Genomic DNA, 20,918 nt, shown 5'->3' on the forward strand with positions numbered 1-20,918 from the left:
CTGCACAACATTTTTTATTTCATAACTATATACATATTTGTTATTCCCATAAATAATCACCCGTTAATAGCACAACGCGTTATCTTTAATCTCCGGTCACGGCCGCAGCAGCTTACAGCATGATAAAAAGCAAGAAGAAAATACTGGCCCTCCCGGGAAGTACCAGAAACGGCTCCGCCAACGAAGGTATTCTCAGGACCATCGCAGCATTATCTGCCGGCACTGCGGACATGCACATCTACAGCGGGATTAGGGAACTCCCCTATTTTGATCCGGACCAGGATAAAGAAGAGGCGCCGGCTGTCGTGGCTACGTTCCGCAGGGCGATAGAAGCGGCCGACGGTATCATTATCTGTACGCCCGAATATGTGTTCAGTCTTCCCGGCATACTGAAGAATGCGCTGGAGTGGACGGTTTCCACCACCTTGTTCCAGAACAAGCCGGTGGCCCTTATCGTGGCGGCCGCATCCGGAGAGAAGGCCCTGGAATCCCTGCTGCTGATTATGCGCACCTTCTCTGCAAAGATCATCCCGGAAACGCTGCTGATCAGGGGCGCAAGCGGCAAACTCGATAAGAACGGGAAGATAACCGACGAAAAGCTGCTCTCCGAAATAAAGAACCTGATGGCACCCCTTGAAGAAATGATGCATACAAACAAGGAAGCCTGATGAGACTACCCTCCACAATCCCATGCATCATACTGCTCTGGCTCGTCTCCGCACCGGTGCTGCCCCTTACGGCAAAAGCAGCCGGACGATGCGATTCCCTGCCGGTGGAAAAACGGTTGCACAGCCCGCTGTCCGATACCGCCTTTTTTCCCATTGCCGTCTGGCTGCAGGATCCCTCCCTCGCCCCGCGTTACAAAAAAGCAGGCATCAATACGTATATAGGATTGTGGCAGGGCCCCACGGAAGCCCAGCTGGACATCCTGCGCGAAGCCGGCATGAAGCTCATCTGCGAACAGAATGCGGTAGGGCTGCGCCATCTCGGCGACACCCTTATCATCGGCTGGATGCATGGCGACGAACCGGATAACGCACAGCCCCTCGGCAAAGGCAAAGGCTACGGGCCTCCCGTTACGCCGGCAGAGATATTCCGCCGGTACCGCCGGCTGAAAGCAAAGGACCCTTCCCGCCCCGTACTGCTCAACCTGGGACAGGGCGTGGCCTGGGACGACTGGGTCGGCCGTGGCGTCCGCCGGAATCACCCGGAAGATTATCCGCAATACATGCAAGGCGGCGATATCATTTCTTTCGATATCTACCCGGTAGCTCATCCGGACACCGCCATCTCGGGCAAGCTGTGGTATGTGGCAAAAGGCGTACAGCGGCTGGTAAAATGGGGACAGGGCAAAAAGCCGGTCTGGAACTGCCTGGAATGCACCCATATCGGAGAACCGGACAAGAAAGCCACGCCCCGGCAGGTCAGGGCCGAAGCCTGGATGTCCCTCATCCACGGCTCGACGGGGCTCATCTGGTTTGTACACGAGTTCCGTCCCGCCTTCAATGCGTCGGCATTGCTGGACGATCCGCAGATGCTCGCCGCCGTGACCTCGGTCAACCGTCAGATCACGGAGCTGGCCGCCGTGCTCCACCGCCCTTCCCTGTCTGATCATGCAGCAGCACAAACGGCCGTCCCCGGCATGCAGGTGGACATGATGGCGAAACAATACGGCAACAGCCTCTATCTTTTCTCCGTAGGGATGCGGAAGCTCGGCGGAAGCGCTGCTTTCCATATAAAAGGGCTACCTCAACGTACTACCGTTACCGTAATAGATGAAGGACGTACCCTTGAGGCCCGTAACGGCATCTTCACCGACACCTTTAAACCCTGGGATGTACATATTTACCGCATAGATTATCCGGGGCAACGCTGACCCTAAAGTATCTTTCAAGCTTATGAAAAGAACCGCTTTTATTCTTTTGCTGACTGCCTGCTTTTTCGGCGGCGCGCTGGGTCAGGAGCCGCTGCGCCTCTGGTACCGGCAGCCGGCGCAGACCTGGGAAGCCACCCTGCCGCTGGGCAACGGCCGGCTGGGCGCCATGCCGGACGGCGGCGTGCTCCGGGAGAACATCGTGCTGAACGACATCACGCTGTGGTCCGGCGGCCCGCAGGATGCGGACCGGCCGGGAGCTACGAAATATCTTCCGGAGATCAGGAAGCTGCTGTTCGCCGGAAGAAACGACGAGGCGGAAGCGCTCATCAATAAGGTTTTTGTATGCCGGGGCGAAGGCTCCGGACATGGGGATGGGGCCAATGTACCTTATGGCAGCTACCAGGTGCTGGGCAACCTGCACCTGGATTACGATTATGACACCGACGCTACCCATCCGCAGCATTATGTACGTGCATTATCGCTGGACAGCGCCATAGCTTCCTGCAGCTACACGGTCGGCGGCGTAACCTACCGCCGTGAATATTTTACCAGCTTCACCGGCGATGTGATCTTTATCCGGCTCAGCGCAAATCGCCCGGGAAAGATAGGCTTCCGGCTTTCCATCGACCGGCCCGAAAGATACCGGACCACGGTGCGAAACGGGATGCTGGAGATGAGCGGACAGCTGAACAACGGCACCGACGGCAAGGGCATGCGCTACCTGGCCGGGGTAGCCGTCATCCCCGAAGGGGGGCAGCTGTCGGCGGGCGACAGTACCCTGCAGCTCCGGAAGGCCGACGCGGCCACCCTCTGTATTTCTGCCGCCACCAGCTTTCGTAACGCCGGCTTTGCCCGGCAGGCAGACTCCCTGCTGCAGGCTGCGCTTCATAAAGATTATGCCGCTGCAAAGACAGCGCACATCAGGGCCTACCGGAAGCTCTTTGAGCGGACCCGGCTTACCCTTTCAAACAGCAACACAGCAGCGACGCTGCCTACCGACGAGCGGCTGGCCGCCTTTACCCGGGACCCTTCGGACAACGGTTTGCCGGCGCTCTATTTCCAGTACGGCCGTTACCTGCTGATCAGCAGCACACGCCCGGGCCTGCTCCCGCCCAACCTGCAGGGATTATGGGCCAATACCATACAGACACCCTGGAACGGCGATTATCATCTCGACGTCAATATCCAGATGAACCACTGGCCCCTGGAGGTCACCAACCTCCCGATGCTGAACGAGCCCTTTTTTACGTTGGTAAAAGGCCTGGTAGCGCCGGGAGAGAAAACGGCCCGCACCTACTACGGGGGCAAAGGGTGGGTAGCGCATGTGATCACTAACGTCTGGGGATATACGTCTCCCGGGGAAGAAGCTTCCTGGGGCGCAACCAACTCGGGATCCGGGTGGCTGTGCGAAATGTTATGGCGGCATTATGCCTTTACCCGGGATACGGCCTACCTGCGGCAGCTATATCCGGTTATCAAAGGGGCAGCTGCCTTTTACCTCAGCACCCTCGTGAGAGACCCGCATAACGGCTGGCTGGTCACCGCTCCCTCCAATTCACCGGAGAACGGCTTCCGCCTGCCCAACGGGAAAACGGCGCACGTATGCGCCTCCCCTACGATAGACAACCAGATCATCCGGGAGCTGTTTGCCCATGTAGGCGAAGCGGCCCGCACCCTGGGCGCCGATCCTTCCTTCCGGCAGCAGGTGGCCGCTGCAGCCCGGCAGCTGCCGCCCAATCAGATCGGCAAAGACGGGCGGCTGATGGAATGGCTGGAAGAATATCCGGAGACGGAGCCGCATCACCGCCATGAATCCCATCTTTGGGGGTTGTACCCCGGCACGGAGATCACCGCCGCAGGAACACCCCGGCTGGCAGCTGCGGCCAAAGCGTCGCTGATCGGCCGGGGGGATGCCGGCACCGGCTGGTCCCTGGCTTTTAAGATGAACCTCTGGGCCCGGCTGGGCGACGGGAACCATGCCTTCCGGCTGTTGCAAAACCTGTTGCGCCCCACCTCCCAGACCGGCTATAATATGGTCAACGGCGGCGGCAGCTATCCCAATCTTTTCGACGCGCATCCTCCTTTCCAGATCGACGGCAATTTCGGCGCCAGCGCGGGGATCGCCGAGATGCTGCTGCAGAGCCATGACGGATATATCCGGCTGCTGCCGGCCTTGCCGGATCAATGGCCGGCGGGCAGCTTCCGGGGACTCTGCGTACGGGGCGGCGGCGTAGTCAGCATGGCCTGGAAGGATAAAAGACCGCGCTGGGTTTCTGTGCAGGCCAACATTCACCACGTGTTCAGAATAGTCCTTCCTCCCGCTCAGAAAAATATATCCGTTACCGTGAACGACCGTCCGTTTCCCGCCACATCCCGGAATGGGATACTCGAGCTGCCCCTGAAAAAGGAGGACACTGCCGTACTTATTTTTAAATGACGCCGTAGCCACTGTCAACCGCCATCCTTCAGCGATAATAGGGCATGGATACCGCCGGATATGAACGGCGAAGTCCTTTTCTCAGGGATGATAGGGCACCGTTTCGCTGGAGTCCAGCGGAGGATAGTTGAACTTCCGTACATATTCCAGGCCGGGGAGAAATGCATCGTGTTCTACCCGGAGCTTCTCCGACAGTATGCCGTCAAGCCGCTTCTGCAGCGCCGCATACTGCGGATTGCCGGTGAGGTTGTTCATCTGGTAGGGGTCGCTGAGGTTATCAAAGAGCAGCCAAGGTCCCTGCAGATCGCGGACATAGGTATAACGCGGAGTACGGATGCCCCGGCATTCCTTTCCGCCTTCGGCCCGGGTCCACTGCCCGAACGGCTGTATGCAGGTGATGACGGCTACCGAATCTTTCGGGCTTTTCCCCCCGTGCAGATATCCGCTGAAATCCTTCCCCTCCACACTGCCCGGGACAGCTACGCCGCAAAGGCCGAGGAGGGTCGGCATGACATCTTCCGCATTGATCATGGCATCATAGGTGCCGCTTCTGATGCTGTCCGCCCCTCCGCTGTAATGCAGCAGGAACGGAACACGGATGGATTCATCATAGGGACGTTGTTTTTTGTAATACCCGTGCGAGCCCAGCAGATCGCCGTGATCCGAAACAAACAGCACAATGGTATTGTCCAGAATATGTTCTTCTTTCAGGGTATTCAGCAGCTGCCCTACCATGTCGTCGAGCACGCTCATGTGGGCGTAATAGCCGGCCAGGTCGTGCCGCACCTGCTTCTCCATGCTGTCCGGCACATTGGGCCGCAGCTCAAACGCAGATGAATCATAGAGGGCCCTGTACCGCGCAGGGGCCGTCTGATAGGGCGCATGGGGCGTCCCCCAGGCCAGCATCAGGAAGAAAGGCTGCTCGTCCCCGGAATGACCTTTTATATACTGCACGGCATCCTCCGTTTCAGCAATGGCGTCATAGCCCGGCCAGTAATGCGGGGCCGGATCATCGCCTTCATAATACATGGAATGGTTATAATCATGGGTACAGTTCACCGCCTTCCAATACTGGAACCCCTGTCGACGTCCGCCGGGCGGCGTATAGCTCAGCCGGGCCTGGCCATCCAGGTGCCATTTGCCGATATAACCGGTCTGGTAGCCGTTCCGCGCCAGCACTTCGGCGATGGTGACTGCATTGGTATCCAGCCGGACATCGTTCATGAACACACCGTTGGTCAGGGGCCGCTGCCCTGTCATGAAAGAAGCCCGGTAAGGGGTGCATACGGGCAGGCCGGAAACGGCATACTGGAAGTCTGCACAGGTAGCGGCAAAGGAATCGATGTGCGGCGTTTTTACATTTTTATCTCCCGCATAACCGAAAGCCTGGGCCCTCCACTGGTCGGCATGCAGCACCAATATGTTCGGTCTTTTGCGCGAGGGCTCCTTTGCGCAGGAAAACAAAAAAAACAAGGCGGCAAAAACGGCAGCGCCGTAGAGAAGGTGTTTTTTCATCGTAATGTTTTTTATAGGGTAAGGTTATCCTGTCCCGGTTTCAGTATCCTTCGTTTTGTTTGATATTGGGGTCCTTGTTCAGCTCGTCGCCCGGAACCGGGTACAGCAGCATATAGGGCTTCACGGCAAACGAATTGCCGTCGAACGGCAGAAAGGCCGGCGGCGGGGTGGTCGGATCGGCTATTTCCTTTTTCCCGTATGCCGTCATTACCTCAACGGCTTTGCCTGTACGCACGAGATCAAACCAACGATGGTTCTCAAAAGCCAGCTCCACCCTTCTCTCATGAGCGAGGGCCTTGCGGAAGGCCTCCTGGTCCGGAAGATCGGCGGGCTGCAGCGAAGGCAGCCCCGCCCGGCTCCTCACCTCGTTCAGCAGGTCAAAGGGTTCTCCCGTACGGTAACCCTGCTCATTGATCACCTCGGCCAGCATCAGCAATACATCCGCATACCGGTATATGGGCCAGTTATCCGGCGTACGGGCATAATCTGGATCGCTGTCGTGGTCATACTTTTTGATGTAATACACCATGGCGCCGTCGCGCTCGACCGACCCGAGGGACACGGCTTTCCGGAGATCGCCGTCTTCATAAGCCGCCGCCATATCGCGCGTGGGAAGATTTCTTCCTCCGCCCGTTCCCGGTCCTACAAAAACGGTTCCGTGCGTACCTACCGGCGCAAACTGGTAGATAAAATTACTGGATTCTCCTTCCGGACCTTCTTTGAACTGTACCTCAAATATAGATTCCTTATTGTTCTTATTGGCGGGATCAAAAAGGGCGGCATAGTCGGGGAGCAGGGCATACCGGCCCCCGCTCATAATCTGCCGCAGCATTTTTTCCGCCTCCGGAAAGGCCTTCCGCGTCAGGTAAACCTTCGCCAGCAGCATCTCGGCCGCGCCGCGGGTGACTCTGCCTATGTCCGCACCACTGTACGCAGCCGGTAATACGGAGTCTGCATATTGTGCGTCCCGGATAATGGCCTGGTACGCTTCTTCCTGCGGGCTCCGGGCAATTGCAAAGGCTTCCTCGGCGGTGGTAACCGGCTTCAGGAGAAGGGGAATATCGCCCCAGTAACGAACCGAGGCAAAATTAAAATAGGCGCGCAGAAACCGGAGCTCTCCCGCCAGCCTGGCAGTCAGGTCCGGATCGATACCGGCATTAGGAAGCGAGGACAAAGGCAGGTTACAGTCCTTTACGGCATTGAAGTTTACCGTCCAGGCGTCCGCTACGATACCGGCATTGGAGGTAAGCTTAAACTGGTCCAGGTACGAAAATTCCCGGTCCCCGATCAGGGAGCCCTGGTCGAGGTAGGTGTCATAAGTAGTATTATCGGAGCGGCCTTCCTCCAGGAAATGCGCCTGCAGGGCATATTTTTGCAGGTCCCCGTATACCGCATTCACCGCCTGGATATAGTCATCACCGGTCTTGTAAAAACTGTTTTCCGTCAGGTAATGGTTGGGCGTTATTTCCAGAAAGTCCTGGCTGCAGGAGCTGCACAACATCAGGAAGGCCGCTCCCATTCCGGCTCTTAAGCGCTGCTTGAAGATAACTGCGTTCATATCTTTATAATTTTTCAGACAAGTCGTTAAAAGCTGATGGCCGCGCCCACGGTATAGGTACGGGCAACGGGATAGGAAAAATTATCGATACCAAGGGTCTGGGGATTATCGCCGCCCCGGGTGCTTACCTGCGGATTCCACCCGGAGAACCGGGTAAACCGGAACGCATTCTGAACGCTCATATAAAAACGAAGACCGGAAATATAACCGGTTCGTTCCAGCATCTCCTGCGGCAGCGTATACCCCAGCGTAATATTCTTTATCCATACATGATTGCCGCTTTCCACCCAGTCGTCGCTGGCATTGTGTTGTCCGGGATAGTTAAGCGCCGGGATAAGCCCATCGCCCGGGTCTTCCGGCGACCGCCACCGGTTCAGGAACCTCGTGCTCACATTCCACCGGCCCTTTTCGTTATACAGCCATTCGTTCAGCTCGGAAACGATCTGGTAACCGAAGGCGCCGGTAGCCAGAACGGACAGCGAGAAATTCTTATAGGCGAAGGTGTTATTAAAGCCCAGCATAACATGGGGATGCGGGTTCCCGATGATCGTCTTATCCTGGGCATCTATCTTTTTATCCCCGTTGACATCCTTGTAAATAAATGCACCCAGGCTTTTGGCGCCCGGCCAGCCGAACAGGTCGGGATCATTTACCTGCTTTTCCGTATTGAAGATGCCCTCCAGCACGTAGCCATACAGCGAGCCTACGGCAGCGCCTTCTTCGGTGGTATTATAGTCGCTGATGATCTTCTTGATCTGATCCGGCATATCCGTTACCTTGTTGTTCAGCAGAGACAGGTTCAGGTTGCTGTTCCAGGTAAACTTGCCGGCGGTGGTGACGCTGCTCACTTCAAAATCCCACCCGTAGTTCAGCATCTTGCCGACGTTGGTACGCGTGGAAGAAAAGCCGGAGGCCAGCGGCAGGGACACATCAAACAACATGTCTTCGGTGACTTTCCGGTAGTAGTCTGCCTGTACGGCGATCCTGCCCTTCAGTATACCCAGGCTCAGCCCGATGTCAAGCTGCCTGGCGGTCTCCCACTTGAGGTCCTGGTTGCCCAGCGAGGTCAGCGCTTTCCCGACCGTAACCGCATTTCCCAGCACATAATTAAAGTTGTTATCGAGGTTGGAGAGGTTGGGAATGGAAACCACCGTGCCGAAGCGGTCAAAATCCCCGATGGCGCTGTTGCCCGTTATCCCGTAGCTGGCCCTCAGCTTGAGTTCGTTGATCCAGAAATTACGCGGATAAAATCTCTCTTCCGAGATGCGCCATCCCAGGGAACCGGATGGAAAATTGCCGTACTTGTTATTCAGCCCGAACTTCGAGGAGCCTTCCCGCCGGAAGTTCAGCTCGGCCAGGTACTTCCCTTTATAGTTATAATTCAGACGTCCGAAGAAGGCCAGTAAGGACCAGTTGGTATAATCCGAAACCTGGGCGGATACCTCCGAAGCTTCCAGATAGTTGAGGTGATCGTCTGCCGGGAAACCGCTGGCCGTGATCTGGGACAGCTCACCGGTCTGCTTCTGTACCGTATAGCCCAGCAGCGCGCTCAGCGCATGCGGGCCGATCTGCCGGTCGTAGCTCAAAAGATTGTCCACGCCCCAGTTGGTGATATCAAATTTCTGGTTGGTGGCCGAGTTGACAAACGGCGGTGCAGCGGGGGAAAGGTCGGCGGCCGAACCTATGGCGGGCTTACCCAGGGTGGTGGGTATAAAGGTGTTGACCTCCTGGGTAAACAATCGTGTATAGACCTGTGGCTTATAATGCAGCCCTTTTATGATCTCGATATCCACGTTCATGGCGGCGTGGACATCTCTTCCGACCGTATTGTTCCTGACCACGTCGGCCCGGTAGAGCGGGTTGGGAAAAGCAAAATATCCCGGCGCATCGGCGGGCAGGTAAGGCACCAGCCGGCCCTCTTCATCGTATGGCGACTGCAGGGGGCTGGCCACCACCGCCTGCATCATTACCCCCCACATATCCGTTACCGGGAGTGAATTGTCTTCTGTACGCGCCACCGCCAGGTGGGCGCCGGCATGGAACCAGTCCGTAAATGTTCCTTCCAGGTTGGTCCGCAGGGAATAGCGCTTGAAATCGGTATTGGGCAGCACGCCTTTCTGGCTGAGATACCCTCCGGACATCACCCCTTTGAGGTTTTTGTTTCCCGCGGAGAACGTAAGACTGTGATTTTGAAAATAGGCATCCTTCCCTTCCCGGAGGAAGGCATCCAGCCAGTCGGTGCCCTTGCCGAGCTTATCCGGGTTATCCAGCACGTCCTGAAATACCTTGGGTATGGGGGTAGTGGTATGGTTGGCGGCATCCGTTTCCTCGATCCTTTCCTTGTTGTACCCGGCATACTCCAGCGCATTGAGCACCTTGGGCCGCCAGCCATGAGGAACATACTGGAACCCTGCATACGTATTGTATTCAATGGTGGCATGCTCCGCTGCAGCGTGGGTGGTCTGGATCAGGATAACGCCGTTGGAGCCCCTCGCACCATAGATGGAAGTGGAGGCGGCATCTTTCAGGATCGTGATCTTCTCAATATCGTTGGGATTCAGGCTTTGGGGAATGCCGTTGCCGACGGGAAAGCCATCGATCACCACCAGCGGCTCGATACCGGCGTTGATGGAGCTGATGCCATGTATCTGGATGCTGGGAGGCGAGCCCGGCGCGCCGGAGTTTTCGTTGACGCTGACCCCGGAGGAGCGGCCCAGCAGCAGCTGCCCCGAAGTGGGCGCAGGCAGGTCCTTCAGCTTGGAGGTGTTGATCTCCGAAATGGCTGAAGTAATATTGCTCTTTTGCTGCTGCCCGTATCCCACCACCACTACCTCATTCAGGTCGGAGGCCGAGGGCTGGAGCATAACCGTCAACGGCCCGCTTCCGCTCGCCGGAACCGCTTTGGTCTGGTAGCCGATAAAAGAAATAACGAGCGTGCTGTGCGGTCCGGCACGCAGGGAGAAGGCGCCGTTGGCATCGCTGGTCGTTCCGTTGTGCGTACCACGTTCCACGATGGTGACGCCCGGCATGGGCATTCCTGATTCCGCCTCTTTTATCCGGCCCGAAACGGTAATGGTAGTATCGGCGGGCGGGGAGGCGGGGGTGGTAACGGGCAGGAACATACGTTTGGGAGAAAGGATAATCTGATTACCCTGCAGCGTATAACGCAATCCCCGGTCTTTGAACAGCAGGTCCAGCACCTGGTCTATCGGTGCATCCCGGACCGAAAGCGTGATCTTCCCCGCTTTCTCGATCAGGCTGCTTTTGTACATAAAGCTGTAGCTGCTGCTGCGCTCGATATAATGCAGCACCTGCTCCAGGGAGGCCTCCCTAAAGGAAAAGGAAAAGCGCGTTTCCTGCGCAGCCGCATGCGAACGGCATATATTCAGCAACAGCCATACGAAGCATAGCGGTATAAAACGGCTTCCCAAATGGCAATAGCGCTGCAGCACCCCTGAAGGGCGAAGGAGTAATACCTTTCTCATAAAAGATGAATTTCCTGTTAACGGCCCTACGGCCTTTTCCTGGTTTTACGGGAGCGCATAAGACAGTCTTCTTATTTTACCGGACAACGTCCGGACTAAAGATCCTCATAAGGCAAAACGGTAACCTTTTTCCCGCTCAGGCTGAAACGGGCAATGCTGGTCTGCTCCATCAGCTGTAGCAGCCGGCTGAGCGGTACCTGCCGGCTGATCCGCGCGCTGAACCGGCTGTCTGCTTTAAAGCCGGGAGCATAGGTCACCTCTACATCATACCATCGCGCCAGCTGCAGCATGACCGCTGACAGGTCCACATTGCGGAATAAAAACAAGCCGTCTTTCCAGGCGGTAGCCATGGTAATATCGGTCAGCGCTACGGCTGTTCCCTCCGGCGTAACGGTAGCCATCTCTCCGGGGGACAGCCGGACTCTCTCCTGCCGGTTGCGGACCTCTACCACGCCGGAAACCAGCGCAGTCTGCAAGGCGCCTTCCTCCGGATAGGCGTGTATGTTGAAGGCCGTACCCAGCGCCCGTATCTTTACGCCGTTCACCAATACCGTAAACGGCTTCCGGGCATCGTGAGCTACTTCAAAATAAGCCTCCCCGCTCAGGCTGACCATCCTTTCCGGACCCGAAAAATGATCCGGGAAATGCAGAGTGCTGGCCGCATTCAGCCATACCCGCGTGCCATCCTCCAGCAGGAGCTGGTATTCGCCTGCCCGGGGCGTGTGCAGGTCCAGGTACTGTACCGGCCGGTTTTTATCCGCAGGTTCCGGCGGCAGGCGGAGCATGCCATGCTGCTGTCTGACCCGGAGGTTCCCGGCCAGAAAAGCCGTATCTCCCGCCTGGTTCAGTATCACGCTTTTCCCCCCGGCCACCGACAGATAAGCCCGGGTCGTTCCTGCCGGCACATCATTTTCAATAAGCGCCGCAGTCTGCCGAGCATCGTTGTGATGACGCAACAACAGGGCGGTGACGGATGCACCGAGCAACAGCAATATGGCCGCTGCACGACGGAAATACCGCTTCGGCGAGGAGCGGACAGCCAAACGCGACGCGGCCTTCCGCCAGCCCTGCTCCACATCGAATTGCTGCATTTTCAACAGCTGTTCTTCCCGGTAGGCGGTGTTCCGGATATTGTCATAGAGCCTCGCATTTTCTTCCCACTCTCCGATCCACTGCTGCAGCACCCGGGTTTCGGCAGGGGTCAAAACGCCATCTATAGAGCGCCTCAGCAGCTCCGCTATTTCAAAAAGACCAGATAATTCGCTTCCTTCCTGCATGTTTGCCGGCTCGGCATACTTTTTTCAAAAACAGCTCCTTATTAAGAACAACTGTTCCCTCCCCTTTCTCTCAAAAAGGGCTGTCTTTTTTTAAGATTTCAAAAGAAAGTCCGCTAAACGTTCATGCACCGTGGTGGTGCAGCAGCATGAGCAGGGCAAGAAACGACCGCGCATCCAGCAGCTTTTTCAGCAACGCGAGTCCTCTTGCCTTCCGGTTGTCCACCGTGCTCAGGGGAATGCCGAGACGGGCCGCGATCTCCTTGCTTTTCAGCCCCTCGTTATAGGCCAGACGGATCACGCTGCTGTAGTGCTGCGGCAGCCGTGCAATGGCCTGCTGTATTTCCCTGAGCACTTCCGTCTCGGTAATGATGTTCAGCACGGTATGTTCGGAGATGCCGGAAGTATGGCTGCTGAAAAGATGAAGATGCCGTTCCTGGCGGCTTTCGTATTTCAGCTGGTTCAGCGCAGCATTTCGTGCGGTGGTATATAAAAAGGATCTGATGGCCGGCAGGCTCTTAAAGTTCCGGCGGCGGTCCCATACCTTCAAAAGACTGTCGGTGGCGATCTCTTCCGAAACGCCGTGGTTGCCGGTGATCCTCAATCCGAAATAACAAAGCGCGGGGTAACATTCCCGGAAAAGCAGCTCAAAGGAATGTTCGTCGCCGTTTTGCAGCGCCGTGATATGAAAACCGGGGATGGTGTTCTGTCGGTTCATCTCCTGCAGTTGTCGGGCAAGCCCGGGTCAGGTATGGTGAAGGAAAAATTTGCTGCAGTATGCCAATGACAAGCTGTTTTTATGAGCCGGTCTTTCACAGATGTCGGACAGCTAAAATAATCAAATTATCGACATACAAGTTCCGAAATAATTTCAGGCGATCCGCAATGCGCTTCTTCCCGCAGCAGCTGCAAGGCGTATTCCTGCACCGGATGAGCAGGGTTCTCCTTCAGCGCAAAGAGGATATGACGTTTTATTTCTCCTGCGATAAAAGCTTCCAGCGCTTCCCCGGAAATCCCGTTCAGCTTACTTCCGAGATCGCCAAAAAAAGCGACGGTCATATCCCCGGCCTGGATACGGGAGCCGGTGATGCGGTAAAACAAAAAGTAAACCCTGTCGGCATACTGATCATAAACCGGTTTGAGTTGTTTATCAACACGGCGCTTATACATTTCACCTGAATTTTTCATCCGGTCATTATACTGAGGTTACGGGCGGGATCGAACCGCCGTAAGGGGATTTGCAGTCCCCCGCCTACCCACTCGGCCACGTAACCGCTATTTTATGTTGTCTTATCCATGGAACTGTCCGTCATTTCTGCCTTAAAAAAGAGAAGCGTGTCTGTAACGGGTGAGCAAAGAAAGAGCTGGCAGGATCAGCAACAGACGCCGCCATACATACGGGTACATCGTATGCGGTGCGGAAGGGAGGATAAACGATACATTCGCCTGCTGTTCATGAAGGCAAATATAGGACGCATTTTCTAATCTACAAAATCTATAGAGTAAATTATATTAAAAAGGCTCAAACCCGTTCAACCGGCTCCGGTCGTCTGTGGAATCATAGGCAAAATGATGTTTTGGGGCGATGAGCGGAAACCGGCGGTCGGCTTCGTGTACAAAGCTGATATGCGCCGGATTGCAGGAAAATAAATATTGCTTTACATTAGAGACCCGAATGATCGTTCAAACCCACTGTGTATGAAAAAGCATAGTCTTCTCCTCCTTGCAGGGCTGCTGCTGCCCCTGCTGCTGCCGGCGCAGACCGGGAAGGTCTTTGACAGCCGCACCCTGAAGAGCGATATCCTGAAAAGCGACCGCAAATATGCCGTATATCTTCCCCCGGATTATGAAACCTCGCAGCGCAGCTACCCGGTGCTGTACCTGCTGCATGGCTCAGGGGACGATCAGACCGGCTGGATACAGTTCGGCGAAGTGCTGAATATCGCCGACAAGGCCATACGGGAGGGAAAGGCCACGCCCATGATCATCGTGATGCCCGACGCCAACACCGGCCGCAAAGGCTATTTCAATGACGTAAAAGGCGACTGGCGGTACGAAGACTTTTTCTTTCAGGAATTCCTTCCGTATATCGAAAAGACCTACCGCATCCGCAAAGAAAAACGGTACCGGGCCATAGCCGGACTGTCCATGGGCGGCGGCGGTACCTTTATCTATGCTCTGCATCATCCCGAACTGTTTTCTTCCGCCTGCCCCCTCAGCGCCGCCACCGGACCGCTCTCCCGCGAGGAGGCCGCGGAACGTCTTAAAAAGACAGACCCCGGCATCTCCGATGCCGCCGTCACGGCTTATTACCAGCGCCAAAGCGTGCTGTATCTCATGGAGCATATGCCGGAAGACCACAAAAAAGCCGTGCGCTGGTATATCGACGACGGGGACGACGACTTCCTGTATGAAGGCAACTGCCTGGTGCACATCGCCATGCGCAAACACGACATCCCGCACGAGTTCCGCATCCGGGACGGCGGGCATACCTGGACCTACTGGCGCAGCTCCCTGCCCGAAGTGCTGGCCTTCGTGTCACAAGGATTTCATCAATACTAACCGTTACCCATATCCCAACCCGAATGAAATCGAGCATGCTAATACTTCTCACACAGGGATATGTTAATATGCGAGATTTATCTCGCTCACAAATAATTTATGATAGGTCTCGATGCTGCTTCGCAGTCATCCGACCACAAAAAAACAGATATTAACGGATGAAAAGATTACACGCCCTCTCGCTGACCGCCCTTACTGCATCACTGCTTTTCGCAATCCCCCTGTCGGCCCAGCAGACCGTCAGCACGGCAAGCGAGCTGAAAAAGATAGCCGATATCGGGAACCTGCCCAGCTATCCGGATGGACCCGAACGGCAGTTCTCCTCCTACGATACCACGGGGGGAAACGACGACGGTTTCAGCGGAAAATATTCGTTTATCCGCAAAAATCCCGACGGCAGCTCCGTCATCTTCGAAGCAAAAGGCAATGGCGTCATCAACCGGATATGGACACCGACACCGAATGACGACACGCTCGATTTTTATTTCGGGGACCGGCAAAAGCCCGGCTTTTCCATCCGCTTCTCCGACCTTTTCTCGGGTAAGGTATTTCCCTTTGTGGCTCCCCTTTGCGGCAACCAGGTGGGCGGCTATTTCTGCTATGTTCCGATTCCTTACCATAACGGCTGTAAGATCGTCTTCCGGGGAAAAAAGATGCAATTCTATCAGATACAGTACCGCAGCTATCCCGCAAACCGCCCCGTAGAAGATTTCAATCCCCATCCGGGACCGGAAGAAAGCGCATTGCTGAAAAGCATTGCGGCAAGCTGGGCGCAGAACGGCGGAGGTATCGGCAGCGTCTATACGCAGCAACCCTCCGGGATATTGCATACCGATACCCTGCTGGTTCCGGGTCACAGCATTACCCTGGCACAGCCGGATCACGGCGGACGTATCCTGGGCATACGGCTCGGGCCGGCAGCCCCCCTCGGCGGGCTGCACAAGCAGGTGGATCTGAAAATCACCTGGGACGGCGCAGCCGAACCCGCTGTATATGCCCCCGTCGCCGACTTCTTCGGCTTTGCCTTCGGAAAACCGTCCATGCAAAGCCTGCTGATGGGCGCCGCCGGGGATACCGCCTACTGTTATTTTCCCATGCCTTTTGATCATAGCGCCCGCATCGAGCTGATCTACCGCGCCCTGCCCGGACAGGCTGCCGATCCCATCCGCATAAAGGCCGACGTCTTCCTCGCCGCAAAGCCGAGGGATCCGCAAACCGAAGGCCGGTTCTATGCCTACTGGAACAAGGATATCAGGCCGCCCGAAGGACATCCGCACGTTTTTCTGCAGGGGAAAGGGAAAGGACATTATGTCGGCACCATTCTCCAGGCACAGGGGCTCCGCCCGGGAATGACCCTGTTTTTCGAAGGGGACGACACCACCGCCATAGACGGCATTCCTACCCTCCACGGCACAGGATCGGAGGATTATTTCAACGGGGGATGGTATGCGCTGCTGGACCGCTGGGACCGCAAGATGAGCCTGCCCCTGCACGGCGCGCTGGATTATTCGCTGCCCTACAGCCGTACCGGCGGATACCGCCTCTTCCTGGGCGACAAGCTTTCTTTCTCCAAAAGCATTTATCACGCCATCGAGCACGGGCCGGAAGGAAACGCCTTCCCGGTGGATTATACCTCGGTAGCCCTGTACTATGCCAATGCGCCGCTGGCGGTGAACCCGCAGCCGGCGAACGGGCAGACCGCCGTATTCCTGCCGGACACGCTGATGCTCTATCCCCAGCTGATGTCCTTCAATTTTGCCGGAGCGGTTACTGTAGACGGCAGCCGCTTTACGGCCCCCCACGGCGGCCGGATGCGTATCGACCTTTCCGAGCTACCCCACGGGCATTATAAGCTGTATGCCGACACGGAGACGGAGCCCCAGGGAGCGGAGATCACCTGCTGGCAACGGCAGACGGCGATGAGCGGCCCCATCTCCTTTTATTCCTCCGGGAAACGCTCCCAACCCCGGTTTTATCTCTGCGACCTGCAGCTGGATGATTTCCGGAACACGGTGACGCTGGCATTCAAACAAGACGACACCCGCAACCGCATCCGCATCAACCGGCTTATCCTGATCCGGCAGAAGGAAGAATAGGGGAAAGGAAAGCCGGTAACAATAAGATAAAGAATGTAAGGAGCGCCGCCATTCCAACCGGAATTTACCTGCAGCGTACCGGATTAGCGCAAAGCGCCGGCATCCGCAGGGCAGATTATGCTAAAAGCAGGATAGAACAGGACAGTAAATTGCTTTTTTTCCCCTATTTTAGCCCGGTATCCTGCTACGGGACCTCCGGTAGCACATTCCGAAATAATTTATATTGACTCCGAAATCCTGGCTATGAGCGGTCTGATCTCGTTATTTGTTTCACTTGTAATCGTATCTCCTGCGGCCGGCCCCGGAGCAAAAGCCGCGGCCGGCGGGCATTTCTGGCTATGGTCCTTCCTGGGAAGGCTGCATCCCATGATTGTTCATTTCCCGATCGGACTGCTGTTTGTAGCCCTGTTGCTGGACCTCCTCGGCGGTAAGCAAAAATCGGATCAGTTCCGCGCCGCTATCCGGGTGCTGGTATTTGCCGGGGCCCTTTCCGCGGTAGCTTCGGTGGTATTCGGCCTGCTTTTGTCCAATACCGACGAATATGGCGGTACTACATTGTCGCTCCACCAGTGGTCCGGGATCGCCACCATGGTGCTGGCCCTGCTCACCACCTGGGCCTGCATCCGGCATTCCCCCCGTCTCCGCAGGGTACTCCTCTGCATAACGGTGATAGGCGTTACCGTAGCCGGCCATTTCGGGGCTACGCTCACCCACGGAGAAGGCTATCTCAGCAGCGTGCTGCCCGGAGGCAACGCCGCTCCCGCAGCGGGAAAGACCCTGGCCATGATGAGCCAGAACGTGCCGCTCAACGACACCCAGGTACAGGAGCTGAACCTGCAGGTCCGGACCATACTCGCGCACAACTGCACCAGCTGTCACGGCTCCGCTAAGGTAAAGGGCGAGCTTCGCCTGGATTCCAAGGCTATGGTGATGAAAGGCGGCAAAAACGGCCCGGTGCTGGTGGCCGGGCACCCGGAAAAAAGCGAGCTCATCCGGCGCGTGCTGCTGTCCCGTACCGACAAAAAGGCCATGCCGGCCAAAGGAAAAGGCCTCACCAAAGAGGAAATCGCCGTGCTGCAGTTCTGGATCAAACAGGGCGCTCCCTGGCCGGACGGACCGCAGAAAAGCCTTTTCCGGCTGGCCGAGCTCGAGCCCCGCAATCCGCCCGTTCCGGTAGCTACGGACAAGCTGACCTCTCCGGTGGACCGCTTCGTGAATACTTATTTCCAGCAACACAAGATCAGCTGGAAAAAACCCGTAGACGACCGTACCTATATCCGGAGGGTATACCTGGATGTGATCGGCCTGCTGCCTCCTGCAGACAGCGTGGACGCCTTTGTAAAAGATACCCGTCCGGATAAACGCGGAAAGCTGGTATCCCGCCTGCTGGCCCGCGATGAAGCGTATGCCGAGCACTGGCTTACCTTCTGGAACGACGCCCTGCGGAATGACTATACCGGTACCGGCTATATTACCGGCGGCCGCTGGGATATCACCAAATGGCTGTATACTTCGCTGCGGGACAACAAGCCCTATAACATCTTCGTAAAAGAGCTCATCAGCCCGGACAAGACCTCCCAGGGCTTTATAAAAGGGATCCGCTGGCGGGGCACCATCAATTCCAGCCAGAGCACCGAGATGCAGGCGGCACAAAACGTTTCCCAGATATTCCTCGGGCTGAACCTGAAGTGCGCCTCCTGCCACGACAGCTTCATCAGCGACTGGAAGCTGGCCGACGCCTACGCCTTTGCCAACCTGTTCTGCGATTCCACCCTCGAGATCAACCGCTGCGACAAGCCTACCGGTAAGATGGCCGGCCGCCGCATCCTTTTCCAGGAACTGGGCACCATCGACTCTTCCGCCGGCACAAAAGAGCGGCTGAAGCAGCTTGCCGAGTTTATGACTGAACCCAAGGACGGAAGGCTGTACCGCACCCTGGTCAACAGGATCTGGGCCCAGGTGATGGGCCGCGGCATCGTTGCCCCCGTGGACATGATGGACAATGTGCCCTGGAGCCAGGACCTGCTGGACTGGCTGGCCTCCGACTTTACCGCCTCGGGATATGATATCAAAAAGCTGCTCTATACCATTCTTACCTCGCAAACCTACCAGCTGCCTTCGGTAACGATGGAAAATGAAAATGCGATCGTGGCGGAGAACTTCGTTTTCCGGGGTATGCTGCGCAGAAGACTTACCGCCGAGCAGTTCAGCGACGCCGTAAGCGAAACGATCTATCCCGTGTATACGGACAGCGCCAAGGTGTACCGGCTGCTGCCTGAAGACGTCAGAACCGATAAAGTTCCGTTTACGCGCGCTTCGCTGGTGAAGAACGACGCCTTCCAGACCGCGCTGGGCCGCCCCAACCGGGAAACGGTGGCCACCAGCCGCCCTTCCCAGTCCAGCTTGCTGCAGGCGCTGGAGCTCACCAACGGCACCTTGTTCAACACGGCCATGAAGCTGGGGGCGGACAAATGGAAAAAAGCGTATCCGGATCCGGAAGAGATGGTAAAAGAAGTGTTCCGGAGCACGCTGGGCCGCGCGCCCACCGATAAGGAGCAAACTGTGGCGATGGGCGTGCTGGGCGATGCGCCTACTGTGGCAAACATACAGGACTTCATGTGGTCGGTGACCCTGCTTCCTGAATTTCAGCTAATCTATTAAACACAAAAATAAACAACCATGAAACCCACCTGGAACAGAAGGGATTTCATCAGAAACACAAGCGCAGCCACCCTGGCTGCCATGGCGGCGGGCGTTCCCGTGGCCAGCTTGCTGAGCAGCTGCGGCAGCGGTAAAAAGAAGATCGCCTCCACCGCAGATACCGTCATCCTGCTATGGATGGCCGGCGGTATGGCCCATACCGAAACCTTTGACCCCAAACGGTACGATCCTTTTGAAAAAGGAATGGAAGGCAACCGCGTGCTGAGCACCTTCAAGTCGGTGCCGACAGCGGTAGACGGCATCCATTTCTCGGAAGGCCTCGAGTCCATCGGCAGCGTGATGGACAAAGGCACCGTCATCCGTTCGTATGTAGCCGCGGATATGGGTCATATCCTCCACTCCCGGCACCAGTTTCACTGGCATACCTGCTACGAACCGCCGCAGACGCTTGCCGTACCGCATATCGGAGCATGGATCGCCAAGGAGCTGGGACCAAAGAATCCCGTTATCCCCGCCTTTATCGATATCGGCCAGCGCTTTACCCTCGGCGAAGGAGAAGAGCTGAAAGCTTTTCATACCTCCGGCTTTCTGGGCAACGAGTTTGCTCCTTTTATCATACCCGATCCCAGCGAAGGCCTGGAGAGCGTACGTCCTCCCGTGGGCATGAGCGCCAAACGTTTCGAAAAACGAAACCAATTGTACAACCAGCTCATCCAAAACAGTCCCCTCGGGGAATTTGGCAGCGGTTACCAGAAAGAATCGCTGAAGCGCTCCATGGAGCAGGCCTATATGCTGCTCAATTCTCCGGAAGCCAAGGCTTTTGACCTGAACCAGGAACCCAAGGCTTCTTACGATATCTATAAGACCGGAGGCCGCTTCGGCCTGGGTTGTCTGCTGGCCAAACGCCTGACCGAACAGGGAGCCCGCTTTATCAGCGTCACCAGCGAATATGAGCCCTTCAAAGGATTTGACACGCACGAGAACGGGCATACGCGCATGATCGGTATGAAGAAGATGATCGACAAACCCGTGGCCCAGCTCATCAAAGACCTGGATAAGAGCGGTCACCTCGACCGCACCCTGATCATCCTGGCCAGCGAATTCAGCCGGGACATGATGGTGGAAGGACGCCCGGACGCCAAGGTAAAAGAACAGGTAAAGCAACCCGATATTTTATCCGATATGAAATTCTATGGTATGCACCGCCACTTTACCGACGGCTGCTCCATTCTCATGTTCGGCGGCGGTATCAAAAAAGGATTTGTCTACGGAAAAACAGCCGATGAACGGCCCTGTAAAACCATCGAGAAGCCGGTGCGGATAGACCAGATCCACCAGACCATCTATCATACGCTCGGCATTCCCGAAGATACGCAGTACGAAGTGGAAAAACGGCCCTTCTATACCACGCCGGACGGCAAAGGCAAGCCGGTGATGGAACTGCTGGCCTGACA

13 protein-coding genes and 1 tRNA gene are annotated in these 20,918 nt (G+C 56.4%); 7 read left to right on the top strand and 7 right to left on the bottom strand.

The features are described from left to right. The first annotated feature begins 119 nt into the window (after positions 1–119). From ABD851_RS12475 to ABD851_RS12485, 3 genes are read left to right on the top strand one after another with little or no spacing between them, the layout of a single operon-like run. Positions 120–668, top strand: coding sequence for an NADPH-dependent FMN reductase (locus tag ABD851_RS12475; protein WP_344979751.1), 549 nt, complete (start codon positions 120–122; stop codon positions 666–668). Further along, positions 668–1,876: a hypothetical protein gene (locus ABD851_RS12480; protein ID WP_344979753.1), complete on the top strand. Its 1,209-nt coding sequence runs from the start codon at positions 668–670 to the stop codon at positions 1,874–1,876. Before ABD851_RS12475 ends, ABD851_RS12480 begins: the two co-directional genes overlap by 1 nt. A 22-nt stretch (positions 1,877–1,898) precedes the next feature. Then, entirely contained in the window at positions 1,899–4,313 is a 2,415-nt protein-coding gene (locus ABD851_RS12485) for a glycoside hydrolase family 95 protein (protein WP_344979755.1), read from the top strand. Positions 4,314–4,394: 81 nt separating this feature from the next. Here the strand turns inward: ABD851_RS12485 and ABD851_RS12490 are convergent, their stop codons facing one another. The 7 genes from ABD851_RS12490 to ABD851_RS12520 form a co-directional block, all read right to left on the bottom strand. Then, a complete protein-coding gene (locus ABD851_RS12490; protein WP_344979757.1) occupies positions 4,395–5,828 on the bottom strand; it encodes a sulfatase family protein in 1,434 nt (477 codons plus the stop codon). A 40-nt stretch (positions 5,829–5,868) separates the two neighbouring features. Then, complete coding sequence (locus ABD851_RS12495; protein ID WP_344979759.1) at positions 5,869–7,386, bottom strand: RagB/SusD family nutrient uptake outer membrane protein; 1,518 nt, start codon at positions 7,384–7,386, stop codon at positions 5,869–5,871. A 26-nt stretch (positions 7,387–7,412) separates the two neighbouring features. Beyond that, entirely contained in the window at positions 7,413–10,871 is a 3,459-nt protein-coding gene (locus ABD851_RS12500) for a TonB-dependent receptor (protein ID WP_344979762.1), read from the bottom strand. Positions 10,872–10,966: 95 nt separating this feature from the next. Continuing rightward, positions 10,967–12,148 carry a FecR family protein gene (locus ABD851_RS12505; RefSeq protein ID WP_344979764.1) on the bottom strand — a complete coding sequence of 394 codons (1,182 nt, stop codon included), beginning with the start codon at positions 12,146–12,148 and terminating at the stop codon, positions 10,967–10,969. A gap of 121 nt (positions 12,149–12,269) precedes the next feature. After that, on the bottom strand, positions 12,270–12,863 hold the full coding sequence (locus tag ABD851_RS12510) for an RNA polymerase sigma factor (RefSeq protein WP_344979766.1): 594 nt from the start codon (positions 12,861–12,863) through the stop codon (positions 12,270–12,272). Between the two features lie 125 nt (positions 12,864–12,988). Beyond that, the gene (locus ABD851_RS12515) at positions 12,989–13,315 is read right to left on the bottom strand and encodes a hypothetical protein (protein WP_344979768.1); all 327 of its coding nucleotides are present in this window, start codon (positions 13,313–13,315) and stop codon (positions 12,989–12,991) included. A gap of 33 nt (positions 13,316–13,348) precedes the next feature. Then, positions 13,349–13,419: transfer RNA gene (locus ABD851_RS12520), tRNA-Cys, on the bottom strand. A gap of 424 nt (positions 13,420–13,843) precedes the next feature. Between ABD851_RS12520 and ABD851_RS12525 the strand changes: the two genes are divergently transcribed. The 4 genes from ABD851_RS12525 to ABD851_RS12540 all read left to right on the top strand — a co-directional run bounded on the left by ABD851_RS12525 (position 13,844) and on the right by ABD851_RS12540 (position 20,916). After that, entirely contained in the window at positions 13,844–14,707 is an 864-nt protein-coding gene (locus tag ABD851_RS12525) for an alpha/beta hydrolase (RefSeq protein WP_344979770.1), read from the top strand. 158 nt (positions 14,708–14,865) lie between these two features. After that, positions 14,866–16,803, top strand: a complete 1,938-nt coding sequence (locus ABD851_RS12530) for a glycoside hydrolase family 172 protein (protein ID WP_344979772.1) — start codon at positions 14,866–14,868, stop codon at positions 16,801–16,803. Between the two features lie 243 nt (positions 16,804–17,046). Then, on the top strand, positions 17,047–19,464 hold the full coding sequence (locus tag ABD851_RS12535; protein ID WP_344979774.1) for a DUF1549 domain-containing protein: 2,418 nt from the start codon (positions 17,047–17,049) through the stop codon (positions 19,462–19,464). 18 nt (positions 19,465–19,482) lie between these two features. Beyond that, the gene (locus ABD851_RS12540) at positions 19,483–20,916 is read left to right on the top strand and encodes a DUF1501 domain-containing protein (protein ID WP_344979776.1); all 1,434 of its coding nucleotides are present in this window, start codon (positions 19,483–19,485) and stop codon (positions 20,914–20,916) included. The last annotated feature ends 2 nt before the right edge of the window (positions 20,917–20,918 follow it).

Origin of the sequence: Compostibacter hankyongensis (assembly GCF_039541075.1) — a bacterium.
Taxonomy (GTDB): domain Bacteria; phylum Bacteroidota; class Bacteroidia; order Chitinophagales; family Chitinophagaceae; genus Compostibacter; species Compostibacter hankyongensis.